This window comes from Tardiphaga sp. 709, from assembly GCF_032401055.1.
In the GTDB taxonomy this organism is placed as follows: Bacteria; Pseudomonadota; Alphaproteobacteria; order Rhizobiales; family Xanthobacteraceae; genus Tardiphaga.
This window is the reverse complement of sequence record NZ_CP135529.1, coordinates 6,211,936-6,234,692: the sequence shown is the minus strand read 5'-3', so window position 1 is coordinate 6,234,692 and position 22,757 is coordinate 6,211,936. Positions and strand designations below refer to the sequence as shown.

Annotated in this window: 23 protein-coding genes; 15 read left to right on the top strand and 8 right to left on the bottom strand. The window is 60.1% G+C overall.

The window, feature by feature from the left end; translation table 11 throughout:
* Nucleotides 1-3 precede the first annotated feature (3 nt).
* The 3 genes from RSO67_RS29825 (at nucleotide 4) to RSO67_RS29815 (ending at nucleotide 7,385) form a co-directional block, all read left to right on the top strand.
* On the top strand, nucleotides 4-1,383 hold the full coding sequence (locus tag RSO67_RS29825; RefSeq protein WP_315841806.1) for a radical SAM protein: 1,380 nt from the start codon (nucleotides 4-6) through the stop codon (nucleotides 1,381-1,383).
* Between the two features lie 419 nt (nucleotides 1,384-1,802).
* A complete protein-coding gene (locus tag RSO67_RS29820) occupies nucleotides 1,803-3,971 on the top strand; it encodes a hypothetical protein (RefSeq protein WP_315841805.1) in 2,169 nt (722 codons plus the stop codon).
* A 78-nt stretch (nucleotides 3,972-4,049) separates the two neighbouring features.
* Nucleotides 4,050-7,385 carry a hypothetical protein gene (locus RSO67_RS29815; protein ID WP_315841804.1) on the top strand — a complete coding sequence of 1,112 codons (3,336 nt, stop codon included), beginning with the start codon at nucleotides 4,050-4,052 and terminating at the stop codon, nucleotides 7,383-7,385.
* Nucleotides 7,386-8,167: 782 nt separating this feature from the next.
* Here the strand turns inward: RSO67_RS29815 and RSO67_RS29810 are convergent.
* Both RSO67_RS29810 and RSO67_RS29805 read right to left on the bottom strand, forming a co-directional pair.
* Nucleotides 8,168-8,875 (bottom strand): hypothetical protein, encoded by a 708-nt coding sequence (locus tag RSO67_RS29810; RefSeq protein WP_315841803.1) that lies wholly within the window; start codon nucleotides 8,873-8,875, stop codon nucleotides 8,168-8,170.
* Between the two features lie 6 nt (nucleotides 8,876-8,881).
* Nucleotides 8,882-9,604 carry a hypothetical protein gene (locus RSO67_RS29805; protein ID WP_315841802.1) on the bottom strand — a complete coding sequence of 241 codons (723 nt, stop codon included), beginning with the start codon at nucleotides 9,602-9,604 and terminating at the stop codon, nucleotides 8,882-8,884.
* A gap of 243 nt (nucleotides 9,605-9,847) precedes the next feature.
* On the opposite strand from RSO67_RS29805, the gene RSO67_RS29800 reads away from it, so the two are divergent.
* The 5 genes from RSO67_RS29800 to RSO67_RS29780 all read left to right on the top strand — a co-directional run bounded on the left by RSO67_RS29800 (nucleotide 9,848) and on the right by RSO67_RS29780 (nucleotide 12,497).
* On the top strand, nucleotides 9,848-10,225 hold the full coding sequence (locus RSO67_RS29800; protein WP_315841801.1) for a hypothetical protein: 378 nt from the start codon (nucleotides 9,848-9,850) through the stop codon (nucleotides 10,223-10,225).
* A 39-nt stretch (nucleotides 10,226-10,264) separates the two neighbouring features.
* Nucleotides 10,265-10,714: a hypothetical protein gene (locus RSO67_RS29795; protein ID WP_315841800.1), complete on the top strand. Its 450-nt coding sequence runs from the start codon at nucleotides 10,265-10,267 to the stop codon at nucleotides 10,712-10,714.
* 2 nt (nucleotides 10,715-10,716) lie between these two features.
* Nucleotides 10,717-11,439 carry an SOS response-associated peptidase gene (locus RSO67_RS29790; protein ID WP_315841799.1) on the top strand — a complete coding sequence of 241 codons (723 nt, stop codon included), beginning with the start codon at nucleotides 10,717-10,719 and terminating at the stop codon, nucleotides 11,437-11,439.
* Entirely contained in the window at nucleotides 11,436-11,738 is a 303-nt protein-coding gene (locus tag RSO67_RS29785) for a hypothetical protein (RefSeq protein ID WP_315841798.1), read from the top strand. Before RSO67_RS29790 ends, RSO67_RS29785 begins: the two co-directional genes overlap by 4 nt.
* Nucleotides 11,739-12,233: 495 nt before the next feature.
* Nucleotides 12,234-12,497: a PepSY domain-containing protein gene (locus RSO67_RS29780; RefSeq protein ID WP_315841797.1), complete on the top strand. Its 264-nt coding sequence runs from the start codon at nucleotides 12,234-12,236 to the stop codon at nucleotides 12,495-12,497.
* Here the strand turns inward: RSO67_RS29780 and RSO67_RS29775 are convergent.
* Nucleotides 12,494-12,688 carry a hypothetical protein gene (locus RSO67_RS29775; RefSeq protein WP_315841796.1) on the bottom strand — a complete coding sequence of 65 codons (195 nt, stop codon included), beginning with the start codon at nucleotides 12,686-12,688 and terminating at the stop codon, nucleotides 12,494-12,496. The genes RSO67_RS29780 and RSO67_RS29775 overlap by 4 nt on opposite strands.
* Before the next feature lie 684 nt (nucleotides 12,689-13,372).
* Between RSO67_RS29775 and RSO67_RS29770 the strand changes: the two genes are divergently transcribed.
* The gene (locus RSO67_RS29770) at nucleotides 13,373-13,666 is read left to right on the top strand and encodes a hypothetical protein (RefSeq protein ID WP_315841795.1); all 294 of its coding nucleotides are present in this window, start codon (nucleotides 13,373-13,375) and stop codon (nucleotides 13,664-13,666) included.
* Nucleotides 13,666-13,857 carry a hypothetical protein gene (locus RSO67_RS29765; RefSeq protein ID WP_315841794.1) on the top strand — a complete coding sequence of 64 codons (192 nt, stop codon included), beginning with the start codon at nucleotides 13,666-13,668 and terminating at the stop codon, nucleotides 13,855-13,857. Before RSO67_RS29770 ends, RSO67_RS29765 begins: the two co-directional genes overlap by 1 nt.
* Nucleotides 13,858-13,869: 12 nt before the next feature.
* On the opposite strand, the gene RSO67_RS29760 is transcribed toward RSO67_RS29765, so the two are convergent.
* The gene (locus RSO67_RS29760; RefSeq protein WP_315841793.1) at nucleotides 13,870-14,142 is read right to left on the bottom strand and encodes a septal ring lytic transglycosylase RlpA family protein; all 273 of its coding nucleotides are present in this window, start codon (nucleotides 14,140-14,142) and stop codon (nucleotides 13,870-13,872) included.
* A gap of 430 nt (nucleotides 14,143-14,572) precedes the next feature.
* On the opposite strand from RSO67_RS29760, the gene RSO67_RS29755 reads away from it, so the two are divergent.
* Together RSO67_RS29755 and RSO67_RS29750 are read left to right on the top strand one after the other, a co-directional pair.
* Entirely contained in the window at nucleotides 14,573-14,737 is a 165-nt protein-coding gene (locus tag RSO67_RS29755; protein WP_315841792.1) for a hypothetical protein, read from the top strand.
* 279 nt (nucleotides 14,738-15,016) lie between these two features.
* A complete protein-coding gene (locus RSO67_RS29750; protein ID WP_315841791.1) occupies nucleotides 15,017-15,565 on the top strand; it encodes a hypothetical protein in 549 nt (182 codons plus the stop codon).
* 53 nt (nucleotides 15,566-15,618) lie between these two features.
* Here the strand turns inward: RSO67_RS29750 and RSO67_RS29745 are convergent, their stop codons facing one another.
* The 3 genes from RSO67_RS29745 to RSO67_RS29735 form a co-directional block, all read right to left on the bottom strand.
* Nucleotides 15,619-15,768, bottom strand: a complete 150-nt coding sequence (locus RSO67_RS29745; RefSeq protein ID WP_315841790.1) for a hypothetical protein — start codon at nucleotides 15,766-15,768, stop codon at nucleotides 15,619-15,621.
* A gap of 50 nt (nucleotides 15,769-15,818) precedes the next feature.
* Nucleotides 15,819-16,088, bottom strand: coding sequence for a hypothetical protein (locus tag RSO67_RS29740; protein WP_315841789.1), 270 nt, complete (start codon nucleotides 16,086-16,088; stop codon nucleotides 15,819-15,821).
* Nucleotides 16,089-16,164: 76 nt separating this feature from the next.
* Nucleotides 16,165-16,860, bottom strand: coding sequence for a metallophosphoesterase (locus RSO67_RS29735; protein ID WP_315841788.1), 696 nt, complete (start codon nucleotides 16,858-16,860; stop codon nucleotides 16,165-16,167).
* A 380-nt stretch (nucleotides 16,861-17,240) separates the two neighbouring features.
* Here RSO67_RS29735 and RSO67_RS29730 point away from each other — a divergent pair, with 380 nt between their 5' ends.
* The 3 genes from RSO67_RS29730 (at nucleotide 17,241) to RSO67_RS29720 (ending at nucleotide 19,666) form a co-directional block, all read left to right on the top strand.
* Entirely contained in the window at nucleotides 17,241-17,663 is a 423-nt protein-coding gene (locus tag RSO67_RS29730; protein ID WP_315841787.1) for a GFA family protein, read from the top strand.
* 19 nt (nucleotides 17,664-17,682) lie between these two features.
* Nucleotides 17,683-18,207 (top strand): DUF3455 domain-containing protein, encoded by a 525-nt coding sequence (locus RSO67_RS29725; protein WP_315841786.1) that lies wholly within the window; start codon nucleotides 17,683-17,685, stop codon nucleotides 18,205-18,207.
* A gap of 268 nt (nucleotides 18,208-18,475) precedes the next feature.
* On the top strand, nucleotides 18,476-19,666 hold the full coding sequence (locus tag RSO67_RS29720) for a helix-turn-helix transcriptional regulator (RefSeq protein WP_315841785.1): 1,191 nt from the start codon (nucleotides 18,476-18,478) through the stop codon (nucleotides 19,664-19,666).
* 149 nt (nucleotides 19,667-19,815) lie between these two features.
* Here the strand turns inward: RSO67_RS29720 and RSO67_RS29715 are convergent, their stop codons facing one another.
* Nucleotides 19,816-22,509 carry an autotransporter outer membrane beta-barrel domain-containing protein gene (locus RSO67_RS29715; RefSeq protein ID WP_315841784.1) on the bottom strand — a complete coding sequence of 898 codons (2,694 nt, stop codon included), beginning with the start codon at nucleotides 22,507-22,509 and terminating at the stop codon, nucleotides 19,816-19,818.
* Between the last annotated feature and the right edge of the window lie 248 nt (nucleotides 22,510-22,757).

Genomic DNA, 22,757 nt, shown 5'->3' with positions numbered 1-22,757 from the left:
TCCATGACTGACATCGCCGCCGCACAAGACTTCGTTGAGCAGCATTGGGATGTTCCGATCTCCAGCGTTACGAAGAGAAAGTATTCCGATTTTGCCGTGACGCCCGAAGGCATTCATTGCGTCACATCGGATGGGCAGTGGGAGTACGCCCTTGTCTTCGAAGTACCGGCGGCAGTGCGAAATTCCAAATCGAAGGTTGTTATCACATTAGATATAGATGTTGCTCGCGGGGCCGTTGGCGTGGGGGCAGTTCAAGACGACGGTTCGACATACATCTGCGAAGAAGTTTTCCGGGCAGGCGACTTAGACAATGCATTGATCGTCCCAGCGGCTAAGGTCGAACGGCTGTCTATGCTTGTCCTCAGAAACACAGCTCCAGGCGGCACCAGAACGGTCTTCAATATCCGATCATTGCGCATTTATACGACAGACGTCCCAGATGCAGCGTCGCTGGTAGAAGTGACCAACAAGCCGTTTAAGCCTAGAGCAGATCGTAACCGGCCATTCAAACTCGCCAGCATCAACACAACCGAGGTCTGCAATCTCTCTTGCGTGATGTGTCATTTCAATGGGCCGAATGCGATCAAGAAATCTGGCAACTTGAACTCATCACAAGTGCTCAAAGCCTTGGACAACATTCCGAGCGGACAGTCTGTATGGTTCGCATCAACTGGCGAATTCTTTATTGATAAGAATGCCGTTTCCTACTTGCGAGCTGCGACAGAACGAGGCTTGAAACCGTGCGTACTCTCTCACGGTCAGATGTTTACGCCTGAATTGGTCGACGACATTCTTGAAGCCGGAGTCCGTTTCGTTCGAATGAGCGTTGATTCGACTGACGAGAACCAATACCGAAAGATTCGCCGCGGCGGTGAACTCCGCAATATCATTGAAGCCTGCAAACTATTCCGTAGAAAGAAGCTAGAACAGTACCCGGACCTACGCGTGGAGATTAATGCGACGCTCTTCCGTAATACGTTTGCCAAGCAGCGAGAGATGGAGAATTTCTGGCGCGGGCTCGTTGACCAGGTTAATTTCAACGCCGAGTATTTCGACACTTTCCAGTTTCGAAACACGTTCTTCATCCCAGAGAAGCGCGTCGATTGTGATCTTCAACTTTACCTGATGCCGTCGGGACGCATCGCGCCTTGCTGTGCCATCGCCGTTTACCAGCATGAGAACGATGTTAGCTGGTTGCCCCACATTGACGAGGTTGAATCTCTTCAAAGTGCGCACGAACAGCTTAGCGACATGTACGAAGATCCAAATGGACCGATGTCCGAAATCTGCGGCAAATGCGATTGGTGGATCCTAAGCATGTCCGGCAATTCGCCTTACATACGACCGGTAGACCTCGCTAGTACGCGCAACTCGGAGGACTAACCCTAAGTAGCCGTCGCTAATGTCGAGATTCTACCAGCCGATGTTGTCTTGTGGTGAGCGGATAATGCCGCATGATCTCGTGGGTCAGGCAGCGCGTAGTGGCTAGCCAGGGCCTCACCTTCAGCACCGACGACTTGGTCAGATAATAGCGCGACTTTACCAGTAACCATCAGAGCAAGACAGCGTCGACAGGCTTGGCAGTCGCCCTCGGATGCTGGTTGGTGAACGACGTGCGGACTTCGCCTTGAGCGGTTCTCCAGCAATAACGCGTTTGCAAATATCGTGATCACGCTCCACTTCTAGAAGCATCCCTCTTCCAAAAAGAACCATTTCATAGTAGGTTATGGCTTGGTCGACCCCAACGCCGCTTCGCCACCGGCACCCTGCGCAAATCCATTAGCGCCAGCCGTGGTTGACCAATGCCCTATCCAACAAAATACAATCGTCAGTACGACTATGTTTCGTACCAGAATGCCAATCCGACGCGACCGTTGCCGGCGACGAAGGTCAACGCTGACCTGAACCAGGTGCAGCTCTCGACGACAGAGATTATCGATTTCCTGAAGAAGTCGATCCGCGCCGACGGCAAGATCATGAACGCCGCCATTGGCCGGGATCAGATCGATCCGTCGGTAAATTTGGGCTTCACCCCGCCGACGGAATGGGAAGCGGGCGTTTTGTATACGGCTAACACGTCGACGGTGTTCTACGGCGATGCGTTCTACAGCGCGCTGGTCACGCACACGTCAGCGGGGTCGTTCGATCCTTCGAAGTGGCTTTTGATCGCCGATTTCCAGGCCATCGCCGACGAAGCCGCGTTGGCGGCGATCAACAGCAACCCGAACCTGCACGCGATTTCGCTGCTGACGTCGGCCGCTGACAAGGGAATCGTATTCACTGGCTCCGGCACGGCCATGACGTTCGATCTGAGCGCGTTCTCACGGACGCTGCTGGACGACACGACCGCCGGCGGGATGCTGACCACGCTGGGCGTGTCGGCATTCGCACAGACCGTGCTGGACGACGCAGACGGCGCCGCGGTGATGACCACGATCGGCGCGCTGCCCAAGGCGGGCGGCACGATGACGGGCGCCCTGGTGCTCGCGGCTGACCCCGCAGCGCCCCTCCAGGCGGCAACCAAGCAGTATGTGGACGCCGTCGCCCAGGGACTCGACACCAAGCCATCGGTGATCGCCGCCACGACGGCCAGTATCACGCTTTCAGCACCTCAGACGATCGACGGCATCGCCGTGATCGCCGGCGACCGGGTGCTGGTCAAGAACCAGAGCACGGCATCGCAGAACGGCATCTATGTGGTTGCGGCCGGCGCTTGGACCCGGGCGACTGACGCGGATGCGTGGACGGAATTGCCGGGTGCGTTCGTCTTCGTCGAGAAAGGCACCGTCAACGCCGATTGCGGCTTCGTCTGCACGGTGGATGCTGGCGGCACGATCGGCTCGACGAATGTGACCTTCGCGCAGTTCTCCGGAGCTGGCACATATTCGGCGACCGGCGGCGTCACGCTGACCGGGACGCAGTTCTCGTTGACGACTGCCGCTGACTTCACGATCAAATCGAATATCTCCGGCGGCACCGCGGCGCCGACCGACAACACGATTACGGCGGTCCTGGACAAGCAGTTCGGATCCACGCGCGGCAGCGTGGTCTATCGTGGTGCATCTGGCTGGGCGGCAGCGACGCCGGGCAGCTCCGGCCAGTTCTGGAAGACATTGGGTGCCGGTGCCGATCCGCTGTGGGCATCGATCCCCGGTGGCGGCGACATGCTGTCGACGAACAATCTTTCGGATGTGGTGAGTGCGTCGACATCGCGCGACAACATCAAGGCATCTTCGTTGTTTTCGCACCCCGGCTGCGGTCGTCTGACCAAGAGCGGTGCAAACCTCCTGTTCGCCCCGCTGAAGGGCAACAAGATCGTCATCAACAGCGTCGAGCAGACCATTCCAGACGCCGGCGTCACCCTCGCACCGCCGGCCACCAGCGGCACGCTGTATTACATTTACGCCTATATGGTCTCGACCACGCTGACCCTTGAAGCGTCGACCACTGGTCATGCGACACAAGCGGGAACCGGTATCGAAATCAAGTCCGGCGATGCGACCCGAACGATGGTTGGATGGGCGCGCACGGTCTCTTCGGCGTGGGTCGATTCACTCACGCAGCGTTTCGTCATCAGCTATTATAATCGTCGTCCGCTGACGCTGCTCGCCACGAACGGGTCGGACCTCACCGGCGTAGTGTCGACCAGCTTTATCGAAGTTTCTACTGCGCTGAGGGTGGAATTCATCGCAACCGGTGACGACGCGCAGTTGCTGTCAGTAGCTGGATCGTCGTTCAATACGAGTGCGAACGCGATTACATTCAGTACGTTTGGAGTGGATGGTGTCGCTGTTGCAGCTCCAATCTTACAATATGACCAGGTGACGGCCAGCTATGCAGGTCAATTCGGCGCTGCCCTGCCGGTTGTACTCTCGGAAGGGTACCATTCAGTATCGTTGTTCACGAAGGTCAATATCTCATCTGGAACATGGAAGCAGAACAGCATTACTAGCGCGCAAGTATGGGGTTGATCGGACCTTGTCGAAGGCTGGGTCTGTTGTACGTAAAATACAGGTTTGAAGTGCTGCAATCTGTAGCACTATTCAACCATGGTCGTCTCGCCGCTTCGCCACCGGCACCCGCGCAGAAAATCAAGCGCATTAGCAAATGGTCGACCAATGCCCCGAGCAATTCAATTCGAAGGAAGACGTCATCAGTTTCCTGATGACTTCTCAGATGCCGAAATATCGGCTGCTTTGAACTCCATGCGCGCGCTTCCGGAGGTTGCCGCAGCCGACCGCAAATATCCATTCGCTGGGCAGACGATGCCACCGGTGACGGCACCTCGCGCTGGGATGTTCGACGATCTCATCCAGCCTAAACCGGGAATCTTTGACGACCTCATTCCACCGCCTCCCGCAGGCTTTGTATTAGACAAGCCGGCAGTGCCTCCGCTGCCTTCCGGCAAGCTGGTAACCGATCCGGCGTTGATCGCTCAGCTTGAGGGCGGGCCGCAAGCCGCCAATGCGGGTGCTACACCCGGGTTGCCACCAGGCTTCGTAATCCAACAGCCGCCGGCGGCGTCCGGGCCGAGGCTCATTCCTGTTGACCACGATCCATTTGCGCAATTCGCTGATGCGCCGCCGGTGCCGAAAGGACCCACGTACACTCCTGTCGATCACGACCCGTTCGCGCAGTTCGCCGATGCGCCTCCATCAACAAGCGATCGCCCGCGCGTTTACATCAACGGTCAACCGCCGGCGCCTTCAGGCAATACCGGCGCTCCGAGTGCGCTGCACAGCCTTGCGGTTGGTGCACAAGGCGTCGGCAAGGGCCTCGCGGACACCGTGCTTGCGCCGGTCGACCTCATGGCCGGCCTGCAGAACATCATCACCGCTGGCATCAACAAGGTCGCCGGCACCAAGATCCCGATGGCAACGCCGGCGTCCAAGATGGTCGAGCGGATCGCAGAGCCGTTCAGCATCTCAGAGAAGGAGATGTCGCGCGGGGAGAAGCTTGCCTATGACATCAACCGCTTCGGCACACAGGGACTCGGCATGGGCGCAATGCTGGCTGCGCGGGCGCCACAGGTCGCAGCTTCAGTGACTAGCTCGCCCACGCTCGGCGGGCGAGTGATGGATACCCTCGCCCGCCCCTACAAGGATGCGCCGGCGCGCACGGTCGTTGGCGACACCATCGGCGGCGCCGGTGCCGGCGTGGCCGTGAATGCAGCCGACGCCATCCCCGAGCATCCGATGGGTGGCGACTGGGTCAAGCAAACCGCCAACGTCGTGGCGCCTCTGGCTGGCGGCATCGGCGCGAATGCGGCTCAGGGCGCGGTTGAGGGACTTGCCGGCATGTTGCAGAACGCCGCGAAGCGCGCGTTCACCTCGGCACCATCCGGGATCCCGCTCCGCCCGAACAAAACACCCTACAGCCACGCGGAAGTCGATCGCGCCGCGACCACGTTGCAGGCCGGCGCCACGGGCTCGCCGAAAGCAATCGCCCAGGACATTCGGGAGAACGCTGCCGAGCTAACCAATCCCAAACTTGCCGGCGAGAGCCCGGTCGATGCATCCGCTCTGCCGACAAGCGGACTGCTGTCGCGAGATCCGGGTCTCGTGACAATGGAGGGAGGCGCGCGCTCCAGGTCCGCCCCGGAGTTCGTCCAGCGCGATCAGAACGTCAAGGAAGCCACCGCAACGCGCGTCGATAGCATGCGTGATCCCGAGGCAGATCTTGGCGCCGTATTTCGACGCGCCGAGCAAAACCGTAACGAGCGAATGAACGCGGCGGACGCGACTGTGAAGCAGCGGTCCGACGAGGTGACCAACCTCAATCTTGGGGCTCAGGAGCAAGGTGCCGAATTCGGTGCCATTGCGAACTCAGACTACAAGGCCAACGCATCGCGACGCCTAGACAAGACGATCGTCAACGATGGATACGTCCCGGCCCGGACTGAGAAGAACCGCCAGTTCGACACAGCGCCAGGGCGTACCGAGCAACTGCCGGCTGATAACGTGTTCGCGGCCATCGATCGCCTGCGGGCAGGTGCAGATCCCCTCGCCCCGATCGAGCAGCAATTGCCCGGTGAGCTCGTCAACCGTTTGGAACGGCTTCGACCGCGTATAGTCGATGGCGAGAACGTCGGTGGCACTGGCACGGCAAGCGGTGCCGACCTCGCAGACCTCCGCAAATATCTGAACTTTGCGCAGAACAAGGCTCAGAAGGACGGCAACTTCGATCTCGCATCGAACGTGGGTCAGCTTCGAGCAGCGATCAATCGGACGCTCAACGATGCTCCAGGGTACGCCGACGCGAATGCCAACTACCGTAGCTTTGCCGATCGCTACCGCCCTGCTCCCGGCGACGAGGCCGCAAATTTCACCAAAGAGCTGGATCGCAGCGGCAATGTTGATGGGTTACCAAACCGCGGAAGTACGCCGCCTAGCGAGACGGCGAAGCGGTTCTTGTCCGGTCCGGAGACTTCCGCCGTGCTGCAGCGCCTACTCGACGGTGCGCCTAACGCCACCATCGGGCATGAGGCGGTGCGTGACTATCTGCGGTCCGACTTTGCAATGAAGGTCCTCAACCCAGACGGAACGCTGAACCCGGCCAAATCGGCCAGCTGGGCCGACCACAACGCATCGGTGCTGGCCGCATTCCCCAACGTGCAGCGGGAGTTCAACAGCATCACGCTCGCGGCCAAGCGAGGCCAGCAACTGTCCGCCGACGCGCGAGCGAACCTCGAGCAGGCACGGGCCAACCTGAAGGCTACCGAGGCCGACATTGACCGCTCGGCCGTGGGCACCCTCCTGCGGGAGGATCCGCGGGACGTCGCCAGTAAGCTGCTCACCGGTGGCTATGGCTCGGAGAAACGGCTCGACGAGATCATCGCCCTGGTGAAGCACGACGTGCCGGCGCGCCGCGGCTGGAAGGCCGCCGTCGCTGAAGTGCTGACCGATAAGGTCCAGGGCTCGCGTATGCTCGGCGAAGCACCTGAGGTGCAGCTCTCGCGGCTCTCCAAGGAGTTCAAAGACAACGAAGCACTATTGGCTAAGACGTTCTCACCCGAGGAAATGAACGGCCTGCGACAGGCGCATAAGCTCCTCGGCTACTTCAAGGAGGCCGAGAAGCGCGGCACCTCCGGCTCGAACACAGCTGACAAGTGGAATGTTCCTGGATGGGCACAGCTTGCCGTGCGGCACTTCAAGGGCGACCTCGCCGGCGGCGGTCTGATCAAGCGCTTCAAGCTCCTGCTCGAGCAATTGCCCACAAACCGGCAGAGCGCTGATGAGATCGTGCAAATGGCTTGGTTCAATCCGGACGTGGCGGCCTACCTGCTGGAGCGGCCAATCAAGAATGCGAATGTGCCATCCTACAACATCAACCTTCGGCGACTAATTGCGGCGGACAATGGAGCAAGGGAAAATGCGAACGATTGAAGGATTACGAAAGACAGTTCAATAGCGGTTGCACAAGCCAACGCCCCGGGCGGGATCGTGGGTCTCGATTATTCGAACGAGATAGGTCGGCATGCCATCTTACCGGCCCCGGTAAGGTCTCCCGTGTGCTTCCAATACCATGCGACGTTGCGCGGGTCACGTCGGCGCAGATGGAATAGGAACACACAATGGTAGACGTTAAAACGTTGGAAATTCTCGCCGCACGGCTGAAAGCGGATGCGCTGCGAGGCGGCTCGCTCAATCGGTTAGTTACAAAGGCCAGTTGGCGGAGTCGTCGAACGTGCCACGTGCAGCGAAGAGCAAAGCAAGGTTTCCCCGAGCAGCTTCGCGATCATTGCGTTTCCAAAAATGGGGATCGTCGTGTTCCGAATAGCCTAGCCTTGCATGTCCGACGTATCCGTCATACGCGTCGTCTATTACGCAAAACGCACCGCGATCCGTCGCCTCGCCCTCGTTGTTGAATATGAGAATGCCGCGCACCTCTTCGCAGGGCGCTTTCTGGTATCCATGATAAACCCGCGCCGGATCGCTAGCGGTTTGCGGGTCTACGACGCGAGAAATCATCTCATCGAAGGTTGAATGGCGTCCTCTGACAACACTAATCGAGCGCTTTTTAAGTCGATCCTTTTTAAACCTCGCAAGACTGTCTGGACCTACGCTGTCAGGAGCGATTAATGCGTAAACAATAATCTCGTCTCCCTCCACGAGACCGGGAGAGTCTGTCTGCTGAGCTGCTTCTTCAGGGCAACCTGCGCGCATCGTTAGGCGATATAGTTCGCCAAATCGACCGGCGTCGGGCCATTCGGATTTCCGCGATGGCGGCCAGGAACGAAGCGACCGCCAATCTTCATTGCATAGCCAAATTCACCGTCACCCTCGAAGCTGACGACGGCATGCCTGTCTCCTAGCATCCACTCAAAAACGATCTCGCTCGCATCGTCAGACCAAATAAGCGGGCGAGGTACGCTGGCCTTAAGATGTAGAAGAAACTGCGCCGCTTCGGCGGCTGCATTCTGCAGAGATGGCGTCGCTCTAGCGAATCCAGCGATCGTCGTAATGCCCCAAGACAGAAAATCAGGCGCGGCGGGCGCCAGCGCGGACCAAAATCCACGATCACTAGGACACGCACGCGAGGCGGTCCCAACTGTGCAGCCATTCAACCAACGAAAATCGGGAGCGAAGGATTGATTTAGTCCGACCCCATTCAGAATCAACATATTGCTCGGCTGATGGTCGAGAAGAAAGGCCGTAATGTGCGGCTTATTACTGTCCGAAGTGGCCCCCGCACCGCCAGCACAGACGCTATCGAGCACAATATGAGAAATGCCAACACCATTACCGTAAGTACGCACCTGCATGCCCACATCATCTGTGTGCATCGCACGTCCATACGTCATCACCGTGCTGTCCGCATCATGACTAGAAACAGACCCGGAAGGGCGGCGTTTAATGATGCCAGAATGAAGCATGAAACCCTACTTAAGTGATGAAAGCGAGCGGTCAGCCAACAGCCGGTTACTCTCTTCGCAGATCGACTTCCATATAAGCGCCTGTTCAGCACTATTAAAGGTTGCGGGCAGTTCGCTAGGAACTGTGTTTATATCCAGTGCCAAAGCAGCGAAATCTCGCATCTTGACCGCTGGAACTGCACCTACCACCACCTCTTGAAGTGATTGATAGAACCATCGCACCAACCGATTGACTGAGGTTCCTGTCGAAAGACGTGCGCGTCGGTTAACCTGGATATTCAAATCTTGAGCGTCCGGGAACGGAACCGGCCATCCGACTAATTTAGCAATTATATCCGAAGCTTCGGCTTGGTCGCCAACTTCCCTTAACAAATTACTAACGAGAGCGAGCCTATTCGCCGGGCCGACTACGTCGCCAGCTCTTAAAATACCTGCTTCGAAATCCGCCAAGCAGCTTGATACCTCAAAATCGAGAGGAACACCCTGTCCGGGTATAGAAAATTTAAAAAAGTCGGTGCGGCCCGGCACGGCTTGACAATGAAATTGGTGCTTTCCGTCCGAACCAGTTGCGAGCGACAGACCAATCGATGGCTGCTGTACGTTGTCGGGCTTCGCCCCAGTAGCTGCTGTAAACACAGCAGCTACATCTGGAAGTTGCGACTGCGTGAACCAGACGGCCTGCAAGCTTTGAAGACCCCAACTCTGCACTCGAGTTTCCGTAGATTCCATGATGTCAGTTCCACAGAAGCCTAGATTATGAAGGGGATCAAGCACAACTTTAGATAAGACGTAGCGACCAATGCTTAATGACACAGCTCGGAACGCCATTCGCTTCGCGGCTAGATCGCCTCATTACCACGCGGATCCTAATTTTTGAGCCAGGCACGGCGAAGATTCAACCTCACCCGACTCGACTTTTGTTCTCTTTATGTTCTAATTGAGGGCATGAGTGACAGACCCGCAAGTTGGCGCATGCCAACGCCAAAACAGATGGAAAAGCTGGCTTCCAAGCCGAACAGCCCGCCTGAGTCGCCTGTTCCGGCGCCCGGCCCAGCAGACGACCTGCCAGAGGCCTATTGGGATTCCATCATCAGGGATCCGCGCGGACAGACCCGCACCGGTGTTCCCATCCAGCAGCGGCGCCTGTCGGAGATTCCCCGTCACGTATTGAGAGTGACCTGTCGGCGTTGTGACCGCATCGTGGAAGTTCAGACCTTGGATGCTGTGCGCATTTATGGAGCCCATGCGATCTGGAAAGATGTCGGCATGAAGCTGCTCGACAACGGCTGCCAGGAACGCACCGGACGCCTTGAGGAGGACGGCTGCTGGCCGTCATTTGAGACGACCTAGTATTTCGATTTTCCATTTTGACCGCGCCTGGACGCCCATATGGCTCCGAAATATCACCCCACGCCCCTATCAGGCGGCGACCGGAAAGCTCTGAATAAAGAGCTCCGACAAGCGCGCGGCATGACGCGCATCTTAGCTGCCCAGTCGGACGAGATGAGGTCGAAAGGTGATGCCCTGATCAAGCAAGCCGATCGGCTTCTCTGCGAAAGCTGGAACGAGCGCATGTGGGCGGATGGCGAACCGATTGATCCCTCTCCTACAGTCGATCAGGCCGTCAACGGCGGCTTCCCGTGGCTGGAGATTGAATGCTCGCGGTGCAAGACGCCAAACAACATTGACCTCGCTGCGCTACGCTGTCCGCCAACCACCTTCGTGCATGATCTCGCCAGCAAGCTAAGATGCGAGAAATGCAGAAAGGCAGGGAAGCGGCCGTCCGCTACGCTGCTACAGTTGGGCGAGCGCCCGCGGCAATTGCGAACGGACACCTGATAATGTGCAATCTCTACTCGATGACGAAGAACCAGGACGCCGTCCGCCGTCTATTCAATTTCGACGTCGACAGCACCGGCAACCTCCCCTCGATGCCGGGCATCTTCCCAGATTATCCCGCGCCAATTGTCCGCACCGTCAACTCAACCACGGAACTGACACTGGCACGCTGGGGGATGCCGTCCTCACAGTTTGCCCAGATGCAGGCCACGAAGAAGCGTGCCGCGAAGCTCGAAGAGAAAGGCAAACAGGTCGACTTCAAGGAACTGCTGCGGATGGAGCCGGACAGCGGCACGACCAACATCCGCAACCTCGACAGCAAGCACTGGAAACGATGGCTGGGGGTCGAGTCCCGATGCCTTGTGCCTTTCACATCCTTTAGCGAGTTCAACAAAGCTGAGGGTGGCGACATCTGGTTCGCCTTTGATGAGACCCGCCCTCTGGCATTCTTCGCGGGAATCTGGACGAACTGGACGTCGGTTCGGAAGGTCAAAGAAGGCGAGACAACCAACGACCTTTTCGCATTCTTGACGACCGAGCCCAACGCCGAAGTCGGCGCAATCCACCCGAAAGCCATGCCTGTCATCCTGACGACGCCAGAAGATCTACAAACTTGGATGACGGCGCCAACCGACGACGCCATGAAGCTGCAGCGCCCCCTCCCGGACGGCGTTCTCAAGATGGTCGCTCGCGGCACCAAGAAAGACGAAGCGCCGGCACCATGAGCAAGTCGTCCGAGAAATTCACCAAAGATCGCCCCTACGCCAAGCCTGAAGCCGCCGCAGCCAGACTGCTTGAGATCGCCAAGACCCTCCGTATCGACGACGGGCTCATGCCGATCGGCGAGTGGAACTCGACCTTCATATGGAAAGATAAGGCGAGCGTCGCGGAATACACGCTTGGCCGCGACAAGCTCATAGCCGACGGCATTATCAAAATGCACGAGTGCGGCGGGTTTCTCATGTGGGTCGAGCCGGGCGCTGACGGCCAGTTGCCGGGAACCAATCCACCTCAGGACGTTTGAATTTCCGCCGAGTTGAGCTGGGATCTAACTTTCCGAAGCCGATCGCCATCATCCTGCGCGACGCCGCGCAAGTTTTTGTAGATTTTGATACCGCCGCCGGTCTCGAAAGCTAGGGTTTTAACCGATGCCGGCCTACGGAAGGTTCTCTAATCTGAAGCTATATACCGATAGCCTGAGGGAGGTATGGATGACTGAAATCCCTGACCGCCGGTCATTCCTTCGTTTAGCTGGCAACGTGATAGCGCTCGCCGCGGTCGGTGCCGCGGGCGTTCGCTTAATTGATATTGCAGAGGCGATGCCTGTCGCACCCGTAATGGAAGCCACTGAAAGACAACCTGCTCTCGTCACGCCGGTGCAATGGGGACCACCGCACGGCCCTGGCTGGCGAAGACGTTCCCGGCGCGGGCGCCGCTGGGTTTGTTGGTGGCATCGCGGGCGTCGTCATTGCGGATGGCGATGGTAGGTTTAGCCCGTCTTTTCGATCGGAGGTTTGGAATGAACAGACTAACTGCATTCACTCTGTGCGGCGCGGTGCTGATGGGCGCCTTCACTATGGCGCGCGCCGATCAGCCCGGCCCGGACTGGATGCCGATGGAGCAGGTAAAGGCCAAATTGCTGCAATCCGGCTACTCGCAGGTTACCAAGCTTGAAGCCGACGACGGCCGATGGGAAGGTGAAGGCATCAAGAACGGTCAGAAAATGGAATTTCATGCTGATCCGAAGACGGGCGCGGTCATCTCTGAAAAGCTCGATCACTAGTTGCCCTGCCGGGATTTAGGATCGTCGCGAGTTTTGCGCTTCCCCTTTTTCTTAGTTTTCAGCGCATCGGCTTGCGCGCGGAATGCTTCAGCCAGGTCGCGCATCCGCTCGGCGTGTTCAGAGTCTGCCGAGCGACGAGCTGCCGCCTCGGCTCTCTCGGCTTGCTTCTTTAGAGACTTCGTTGGTTTCATGCCGACAGTATACCGCACTCGCCGATGGTATCATCCGAATGCACGAATGCGGCGGATTCAATATGTGGAAGACGGCGCTTGCAGCCGGCGTCGGGAACTCAAACGATATCCTGAGAGTTTTAACGATACTCTGTGCCTTAGCGCGTAACGGCTTTTGTACGAGTATCGGCCATGCGACGCATCCGAACACTACCCTGTCCAAATTGCGGAGCCGCCTCTTATTGGATCAGGTGCTCCCTCCCGGAGAACGGCTTCGTTGCGCATTCCTACGAGTGCCCAAAATGCAGCTTCATCCACGCCGCTATTGAGCCAGATCCAGTCATCAAGGCCGAGGGCTGGTTGAAGGGCGAGCTGCGGCCGCCGGAGAGATAGCCGTGGTAAGGCGCCTCCTCGCGAAACCATGGGACACGGAAGACATCGCCAAGCTGAAAGAGCTCGTCGACAGCGGAGCATCTGCTCTACGTGCCGCGGCAGCGCTCGGCCGGCCCCTTACATCAGTGAAAAGGAAGGCGAATGATCTGGGTATTTCGCTGCCAAGCGTCCGCAAGGTAAGGGCGGACCTGCGAGCCAAGGGCGCTATCGAGGACCTTCGACATCGTAGGCTGCGGGAGACGCCGAGGCGCTTGACCGGAACTAATCCGTTACAGGACGTTTAAATCCGCCGTCCAGTTGCGGAGTTGCGTTGTGTCCTGGTCTGCCCGTTTCCCCGAGCCCATCGCCTTGCCCGCTGGCGGAAAGCTGACCACCCTTGAGGATGCCGGCGCTTACATCACCCGATTGCCAAAAGAGAAGCAGGCCACAAAGGAGTGGCAGAACGCCACGCATGTCCTGATCCAGGCCGCGGATCACGGCGGGCCGATCGAGTTCGCGCGGCTCGGTATGATGCAGGCACTGTGGCCCAAAGGGACGCCGGTCTATCACTCAGTCGACAAGGATCCGAAGTGGCGCAACCGCCCCAAGCTTGTGAGGGATCGGTGATGCGCGACATCGACATCATCAACAAGGCCGTGGAAGACGCTCAGTCTGTGCTGCGCGACTTTATCCGGCCTGGACCGCGCGACCCGCAGGACACTCTTGTGAGCATGCTCGAGATATTGGACCATCGAGATGTCGTCGCAGCGCAGGAGCGACTGCGCAAGGGCTACGGGCACCTTCGCCTTGTGAAATAAAAAAGGTCGCCCCTATCGAAGGACGACCTTAAAGAGAGCAACTACTGCTCGTGACAGATCGATGCAGCGCCCCTTGATAAACGGCCCGCGATCCGTGATCCGAACCTTCACCGATCGGCCGCTGCTCTTGTTCGTCACCGTGACATGGCTGCCGAAGCGCCTGGTGCGGTGCGCGGCCGTCAGGGCGTAGGTATTGAACCGTTCACCTGAAGCCGTCCTGCGGCCGTGGTAGCCAGCCCCGACGCCATACTGGCTGGCGATGCAGGTCGGTGGCGTGCTGCCCACATCAGGGTGAATCGCGAAACCACAATCGCAGTAGTGCTGAGAATAACAGTAGGATTAGACCCGCGCTCACTACTCTTCGTCTTTCGTCTACCGCCGCGATGGCCCGCAATACAATCCATGATCCCATGAGCCAACCAAACGCTTCGCGGACGCCTCGCGCTCTATCTAAAACTTTCGCCACTGCTGGTTCATCCCTGTCCACCATCGCCTCCCACGTTGTAGGAACATAGTCAGAACGAACTGTGTTCAAATTATGGGCATATCATCCTATTTGTTGATCCCAGCAGCTCAGTTGCGCCTGCACGTTGGCTAGCACCGCGGGGGCCGCCAATCTGGTGGCGAGCCACGTCGAATTTGATCTGAAACAGTGAACCCGCGGGCCGGGTGGGGTGTTATCGCCCGGTACGATGACAGGCACGGAGCTGAAGCGATGCAACACGCTCAACCACCGATTACGAAATACGAACAGTTCCTGGAGCAGGCGCAGGAACAGATGCTCGCCTTCGAGCGGCGAGAGAGAGAATTCCGCAAGCGGGAGCGTGAGGAGCGCGCGGCGCAGTTGCACCTGCCGATCTCGCGCGACGAGCTACACTGAGTCGCGGCGCCGTCCAAACTGTGGAGGTGTGAGCAGGTGAACTGTCGGTGGTCGGCAACATTAAGTCGCGCTCGGCTTGATCCAGCAGGCGCGGCGCTTCTTGTTTCACGGCGCTCACTCGAACGTCGTTCAACAGAGTAATAGAGTTTTCACACACACTTTCGCGGCTCTGGCCCCCTATTCCGTGCAGACTCGCGGCTGCGCATGCCTATCGAACCTTTGAGGCGCCGTCGCAGACCAAGGAGAAACGCCGTCCCGCCCCTTTGCCGAGCGCCCACCATGCCTGCGACCCCGCCGCTGCGCCTGCCTTACTTCCGCATGCTGGCTGTGGCCGCGCTGATCGCCGGCCTCGGCGCGACGCAGGTTACGGCCGCTACGCCGACACCGCTCGACCCGACAGGCGACTATGACATCTGCATCGGCGACACCGACGACCGCGCCATTGCCGCCTGCACCCGCGCCATCGCGCGCGATTACTTTCGCGGCGCCGAACTGGCCATGTTGTATGTCAGCCGATCGGTCGGCTATCTGCTGGCGGGCGACGCGGATGCTGCCATTGCCGATGCCGATGTCGCGCTCCAGCACGATCCCGGGGAGGCCGTCGCATTCTGGAGCCGCGGCAGCGCCTGGCAGAACAAGAATGAGCCTGCGCGCGCCATTACCGATTTCAGCGAAGCCCTTCGCCTCGATCCCGAGGATGCGTCGTCGCTGATCCAGCGCGGCATTGCCCGGGAAGCGATCGGCGACACCGCCGGCTGCGCCCGCGACATTGCCGAAGCCACCCGCATCGATCCGGTGCTGACGGCACGCAAATATGTCAGGAAGTGACGGCGCTCATGCACTCCGGCGGGGCGCCCTGCGGCGCCGCGCATCGATATCTGTCAGCGATCGCGGTGGACGTCCCAGTAATTGGTCACGCCTTCTTCGTGGTTCCTGCCGCTGGGCGGCGCGCGCGGCGTGTGCAGGAAGGCGCGATACAGAAACGCCAGGATCGCGACGATCAACAATAGCGGCAAGATCCAGTCCGGCATCGGTGAATCTCCTCAGTCTGTCGTGGCGCCGAGCATCACCGGTGTCACGCTCATGGCAATCGCTCGGTCGGCATCGCCGCCGCGCGACGCAGGCGCCAGGCGCGGCAGAGCAACAAAGCGGCAAATGCGATGACCATCGTGGCCAGCAGGCCCAACGCCAGGACGCGGTCGGCGCCGGACGACGACAGTCCCACGACGAGCGCACCGATCACAAGACAGACCAGTCCGACGGCTTCTCCGACGAGTGGCCATTTCGCGGTCGTCCAACCGGAGACGAGTTCGACAGCGATATCGATGACGAGCTCGATGATAGACGACATAACAGGAGGACCGGTTCGGTTGCGTTGCCAGTTAGGCGTCGTAGCGCGGTCTTTGGTTCAAGAGGTCGTATCCGCCTCAGGGCGTCGCGGTCCGGTCCGGCGGCGGCGCGGTGATCTCGATCAGCTCCACCGGCCCGCCCGGCAGCGCGTCATCGAACACGCCGATCACCAGCCGACCGGTTTTCCAGGCATAGGTGTCGAGATTGCTGCGGCCCTGTTTCAGCAATGGGCCATCGGCATGGCGGTCATGGCCATGCACCACATGGCGGGCCCCCTCGCCTGCGTCATGGCCGGACGCGTCATCATCCGCATAGCGCTTGGTCATCAGCAATACGGGGTCCTGCTGCACCAGCGGCAGCGCGGGATCGACGCCGGCATGGACATAAATGCGATGCGCATCCATGTGCCACAGCGGCCGGCCATCGAGCCAGTCGATGTCATGCACCGGCACATCGGCGATGTCGCCGCCATAGGAGGCGAGCGCGGTATCGCCGCCTTTCGTCATCCAGTTCGCGATCGCTACATCGCCGCGCAGCGCGGCGACCATCAGCGCATCGTGATTGCCCTTGAGCATCGCCAGCCGCAGGCCAGGTGCCACTCCTGCCCGCAGCCGCGCAATGACACGGCGGGAGTCCGGGCCCTTGTCGACATAGTCGCCGAGCACGATCAGCGTGGCGTTTTCACCACCCCGATGCGTCTCGATCTCAGCCAGCGCGCGATCAAGCAGATCGCGCCGGCCGTGCAGATCGGGGATGACGTAGGTTCGGGACATCGCGATCATCCGTCAGCGATCAAATGTTTCCTCGGGCGAGCGGTGAGCGCGGCGGGTCATTATGCCGAATTTATTGCGGCAAGGCCACATCGCGCAACTGTTCCCCTCGCAACATATGAGCCCTGTCGCGCATCAGTCTCCTGGGACGTGTAATGACGGCGTTTTGATCTCCGCGACACGATCACGCCGTGAACTCCATGACGTCAGCGACTGCGCGACCGGCTATACTGCGGTCTGGTACGCATGTTGCATCGACACATCTTGTGATGCTGCCTCATCCGATCGCATGACGCTCCGGCTTGCGCGTCCCTGCTAGCAGCATGCCCGGCGCGCCCGCTTCGCGGCGAGGAACGATGCGCAAGCAAGAGGAAACGAGAGCAATGACACATGTTGGAAAGTGCTTCTGCGGCGCAGTCGAGCTGGAAGTAGATGGTGCCCCGGAAGCGATGGGCTATTGCCACTGCAGTTCATGCCGTTCGTGGTCCGGCGGGCCGGTCAATGCCTTCAGCCTGTGGAAGCCGAGTGCCGTGCGGATCACTGCGGGCGCCGAACATATTGCGAGCTTCCAGAAGACGCCGCTCAGCCAGCGCCAGTATTGCAGCAAATGCGGCGGGCACCTGCTGACCAATCATCCGACGTTCGGCCTGGTCGATGTCTTTGCGGCGACCATCCCGACACTTCGTTTCGAACCCGGTGTCCACGTCAATTATGCCGAGACCGTAATGCCGATGAAGGACGGCCTGCCGAAGTTGAAGGACTTTCCGGCGGAGCTCGGCGGCTCCGGCGAGGCCGTCGCTGAATAGACATCACGCGCGAGGTCCCATGAACGATCATATGAATTGCAAAGTGAAGTGCAGACGGTTCGGGGCGGCGCTCATCGCCGCCCTCGCCGCGTTGACGCATCCGGTCGCGGCTCAAGTGCCGTCCGAGATTGCCGAGCCGGATGCCACCATCGTCGCGATCTATCACGCGGAGGGCGCCCAGGTGTACGAGTGCATGGCCGCCTCCGACGGCAAGCTCTCCTGGACCTTCCGCGAGCCGATCGCCACGCTGCTGTCCAATGGACTGACCGTCGGCCGCCACTATGCGGGCCCGCATTGGGAACTCACCGATGGCAGCACGCTGGGCGGCAAAGCGGTTGGCCGCGCACCAGGTAAAACCGCGAGCGACATTCCGTGGCTCAAATTGACGGTGACTGACCGGCATGGCGACGGCAAGCTCGCAATAGTCGACGTGATACAGCGCATCAACACCAAAGGCGGCGTTGCCGCCGGCCCCTGCGACGATGCCGGCCAGTTTCTCAGCGTGCCCTATTCGGCAGACTACGCATTCCTGCACAAGGATTGATAGTTCCGCATCAGCTGAATTTGGTTCAAATGACGGCGCCGCAAGCGCCGTCATTTTGCTATCAAGGACCGATCGGCGCACGTCCCCGATTTTCGATTTATTCCGCGCATCATCCGGAAAATATTTCGCACGCTGAAACACAGCTTCTGCGCGTTCAGCAACGACATCGCCGCCGGAACCACGTAGCTTTCCAATCACGCATCGTCGGTGTGCCGGCATAGGCACGCATGCAAAGGTGCTGGCTCACCCTCCCGAGAGATAGCTGCAAATGACGTCAGTGACTCCGCTCTGGCCGGTGGCCGCCCGGCTCGCATCGCCTGATCTCGCAGAAGGCGCAGAACAGCTCAGCGACCTGATCGGCTGCATCTACGACACCGTCCTCGACTCGCCGTCCTGGACGAATGCGATCGAGCGCGCGATGCAATTCGTCGGCGGCGTCGGCGCCAGCCTCTACACCAAGAACGCCGCCATGCCGTCGGGGCATATTCTCCACGTGGTCGGCATTTCCGCGGACTATCAAAGCTCCTATTTCGACAAATATGTTGCGCTCGATCCCACCACGACCGTGCAGTTCTTCGCGGAGATCGATGAGCCGATTGGTATCGAGGACATCCTGCCTTACGCGGAGTTCAGGGAAACCCGCTTCTACAAGGAATGGGTGCAACCGCAGGGACTGGCGGATTGCATCAATTCGGTGCTCGACAAGTCCATCACCAATGTTGCCATGTTCGGCGTGTTCCGGCATGAGCGTGACGGCGTCGCGGATGAGCGCGCGCGTCACCGTATGCGACTGATCGCGCCGCATATCCGCCGCGCCGTGATGATCGGACGGATGTTCGATCTGAAAGCCGCCGAGGCCGCGACGCTGGCGGATACGCTCGACGGGATGAGCGTCGGCCTGTTCCTCGTCGATTCCGCCGCGCGCATCGTTCATGCCAACTTTGCCGGCCATGCCATGCTCGATACAGCGGACGTCCTGCGCGCCTCCTCCGGCCGCCTCAGTGCTCGCGACAGCCAGGCCGATCGCACCCTGCGGGACGCCCTCGCCGTCGCCGGCGAAGGCGACAGCGCGCTCGGTACCCGCGGCATCGCCATGCCGCTCGTCGGCAGCACTGGCGAACGATACGTCGCCCATCTCCTGCCGCTGACATCGGGCGCACGGCGACAGGCCGGACTGGTCTATTCGGCCACGGCGGCTTTGTTCGTGCGCAAGGCGGATATCGACGCCACTTCGCCGCCCGAACTCATCGGCAAAACATTCCAGCTCACACCGTCAGAGCTTCGTGTCCTGCTGGCGATCGTCCAGGTCGGCGGCGTGCCGGAGGTCGCTGCAGCGCTCGGCGTCGCCGAAACGACGATCAAGACGCATCTCAGCCGCCTGTTCTACAAAACCGGAACCCGGCGGCAGGCGGATCTGGTCAAGCTGTTCGCCGGCTATGCGACGCGCGTGATCGGATGAGCGCCAGATCATTTGCCGCGAGTACGCCGTATCGGGTCGCGATACGCCGATAGCGCAAAACGGCGTAAGGCCTTGCCTGAAGGGCTGGCGACGTTGCGGCGCAGAACAAACACAAGATCCTGACTGAGTTGCGCGACCAGCGCGTTCGCTCACCAGACGATGCGGAAGCCGCCAGTGCCCTTGTAGCTGTGGTTCGCCGCCGCGTCCTCAAGGCTCGCGCTATAGGAGACCTCACCGAACACTGCGTAGCGGCCGTTGGCCCAGCTATAGGTGCCGCCGCCGCCGACGCTGCCCCACAGCCGATCTTGCGCGCTGGCGAAGCCGGTGCCGGCGACATCGACACGGGTGCCGTCGAGGAACTCGTAGCGCAGGTTGCCGATACCATAGATATCCGAGCGCACGATGCCCGCGCCGTCGTTCCAGGTCTTCTGGTGGTTGAGCGCAAGTCCGGCGCGGCCGAGCAAGCTGTCGCCGTCGCGCAGCGACACGGGTGCGCCGAAACGATCGGTGAAGCGATCGAACTCGGCCTTCGAATAGGATAGCTGCGCCTGCGGCGTCAGCGACCAACCGTTGCCGACAAAGAACCGCTTGCCGGCTTCAGCGCTGAAGGCATAGCCCACCCCTTCGTTGCCGTGGGTCATGCTGCCGGCCAGCACCGAGGACAGATCGCTGCGATAGAACATCGATTGCGCCTGGCCGTCGACATAGAAGCCGTTGTCGCCGAACCATGTCAGCGTGCCGCCGACGCCCGCTCCTTCGACGCGAATCCGGCCGTTGCCGAAGACCGATGCGATATTGGCGGTTGTCAGGCCATATTGCCCGGTGAGACCGACGATCAGCCTTCCGCGCTCGTTCTCCATCAGGAGACCGTCGAGGCCCGCCTGCACTTTCAACTGGTCGGCTTTGTAGGTGGAGCCTGTCGTGGTGGAGGGCTGCAAATCGGATTGGCCGCCTTCGATGCGGCCCCAGAATGCCGTGGGCGTCGGCGACGGCTCACCTGCCGCCGGTGCGACTCCGGCGCGCGCCATGGCATCGCTGCCGCCCCAATAGCGATTGCCAACGCGCTGCTGCATGGTCGGCAGTTCGTTCATGCCGAGCAGCACCTGCGCATAATTCTCGTACAGCGGGACGCCCGGCTGATAAAGCGGCATAGCCGACATCGGCGGCGGAGGATTGATCAGGCTGGAGCGCAGATACCAGTCGCCATCGGTTGGCGTGCTGATGCCGTTCTTCTGCAGCGTATAGGCATAGGCGCCGCCGACCACCGCCTGCTGGCCCTGAATGACGTAATCGCCGAGCAGCGAGAACGCGCCGTTCGACGCGCCGCCGACATCGATGATCTTGATGCCTTCGACGGTTTGCGCGCCGGTGCCGCCGAGATTGATCACCCGCACATTGGTGCTGCCTGCGGTGTTGCCCGTGACGACAAGCCGATCGGTCGGCGAGGCGTCGCCGCCAAGCACGGATTCGATCTGCAGCGTTCCGCCGTTGCCGGTGTAGTTGCCGGCGACGGTGAGCGTTCCGATGGAATTGCCGGGCGCGACGATGCCTGCGTTCGATGTGTCGCAGACCGTGCCGGTGCCTTGCAGCGTGCCGCCGGCCAGCACGTTCATGGCGCCGCACACGCTGCCATTGACGCTGAGCGTGCCGCCGCTCACCGTGGTGCCACCGGTGTAGGTGTTCACGCCTGAAAGGGTCTGCATGCCGCCGCTGATCGTCAGCCCGCCGGTGCCGGAGATCACGCCGGCGAATACATCGTTCTTCGCATCGGTGATCGTCAGATTCTTTGCGCCCAGCGCGACGGCGCCGCTGCCGGCGAGGCTCTGAATGCTCGTGCTCGTCGCAGTAATACCCGAGACATTGAAGGTTGCATCTACGACTACCCGGCTCGATGCGCTAATCGAGCCAGTACTGGCAAGCGCAAGAGTGCCGGCCTGGATCACCGTCGGCCCCGTATAATCGCTGGATACCCGGAGATTTAATGTGCCGGCGCCGATCTTGGTCAATCCGCCGACACCGGAAAACCCGGAGCCCGCGCCCACAGTGAAAGCCTGGGTGTCAACGGTCAGGCCGCCCGCGGCAATATTGAGGTTGCCTGGCGAAAATCCGCTGATGAAGAAGTTGTTGTTTATCCTGGCTCGCAGAATGGCATTATCGAAATTGACCTGGCCGGTTCCAACAGCGACGCGCGCGAGGTTATTAGTCTCGAGCCTGCTGCCTCCATTGATGTTGAGCGTGCCTGTGCCGCCGGCGAAGGTCCCCAAAGAGACCCCTGATTGGGCCACTACTGCAGCGCCGTTCTGAATGTTAAGGGTACCATTGCCACTGGCGCCGACGTTGATCTGGCTGCCGGATGTAATCCACTGCGATCCGGCTCCCGTGACCGTCACGGTGCCGTTGCTTCCGCCCGCGACTCCAATCACAAGGCTAGCGCCGCTGCTCGTCAGCGTGCTGCCGTTCTGAATGGTGAGGCTGCCGGTTGAACCAGTGTTCACGCCGACGGAGATGTTTCCGGTCGTTCCGGCCGCGGGACCAGTGACACCGAGCACAGTCCGGTTTGGCGACGTCGTGTCGATAGTGACACTGCCGGCGATCGGGACCACACCACCCGACCAATTGGTCCCGGCTGTCCAGTCGCTGCTACTCGTTCCGGTCCAACTCTGGGCGGCGGCCGAACCGGCGGACAGGGCCATCAGCACCATCGCCGACGCACTTGCCAAGAGCGAGCGAAGCAATCGCGTTCCGTGGCTGTCGGGCGCGGATCGCCGGGTGCGATCCGGACTCTCGTGGCGCATGTCATCCGGCTGTGGTCCGATCGTCGCAAATCCGATGCATTCGCGCATGCGCTATTCCACTTCGATCGAATCCACACCGTTCGACGATGCGGATGTTTGTTGTCCTGCAAGTCCGCGATGGACATTTGCGAAGCTAGATGAGCCGCAACAATCGGACAATAATCGAAGCGTGTTCACGCTGAACAAACCCGCGGCCTGTGCCGTTTGCGCAACGAAAGACGCTTAATAAAGCCTTTCGAGATCGGATGCGGTTGGCACATCGCAAGCTCAATCTATCAGCGCGTGCGCTGGTTCGA